We start from the raw sequence: 495 nt of genomic DNA, 5'->3' as shown, positions 1-495 counted from the left end.
AGACGGGTACGCCTACTTTCCTAGTGGAGCTGATGAAGGGATGCGGATATAACCTGAAGAAGCTGATGAGGGAGTATGCTACGGCGGACTCGCTGAATGGATTGGAAACTTTCAGGAAGAACCCCGTGCCGATTTTGTATCAGAGCGGGTATCTGACAATCAAGGATTATGACATGGAGTTCAGAACTTATATACTGGGATTTCCGAACAGTGAGGTGGAGAACGGATTCATAAGGTTCCTGTTGCCGAGCTATACGGGAATGGATAATTCGGACGCTACGTTCGGAATCATGAATTTCGTCATGGATGTTCGTAACGGTGATACGGATTCTTTCATGAAACGCCTGACGACTTTCTTTGCCGACACTCCGTACGAGCTGGCTCGTGACCTGGAGCTGCACTACCAGAACGTGATGTTTATTCTGTTCAAACTGCTGGGATTCTATACGCAGGCGGAATATCATACCTCGGAGGGAAGGATTGACATGGTGGTGA

Annotated in this window: 1 protein-coding gene; it reads left to right on the top strand. The window is 48.1% G+C overall.

Annotation, left to right across the window (positions count from 1 at the left end; translation table 11 throughout):
* A partial coding sequence (locus H6A61_RS15390; RefSeq protein ID WP_204394785.1) for a PD-(D/E)XK nuclease domain-containing protein occupies positions 1 to 495 on the top strand: 495 nt, incomplete at both ends.

Source organism: Bacteroides caecigallinarum (assembly GCF_016901995.1).
Lineage (GTDB): Bacteria > Bacteroidota > Bacteroidia > Bacteroidales > Bacteroidaceae > Phocaeicola > Phocaeicola cellulolyticus.
The sequence above is the reverse complement of the archived record's forward strand: the minus strand, read 5'-3'. Positions and strand labels throughout refer to the sequence as shown.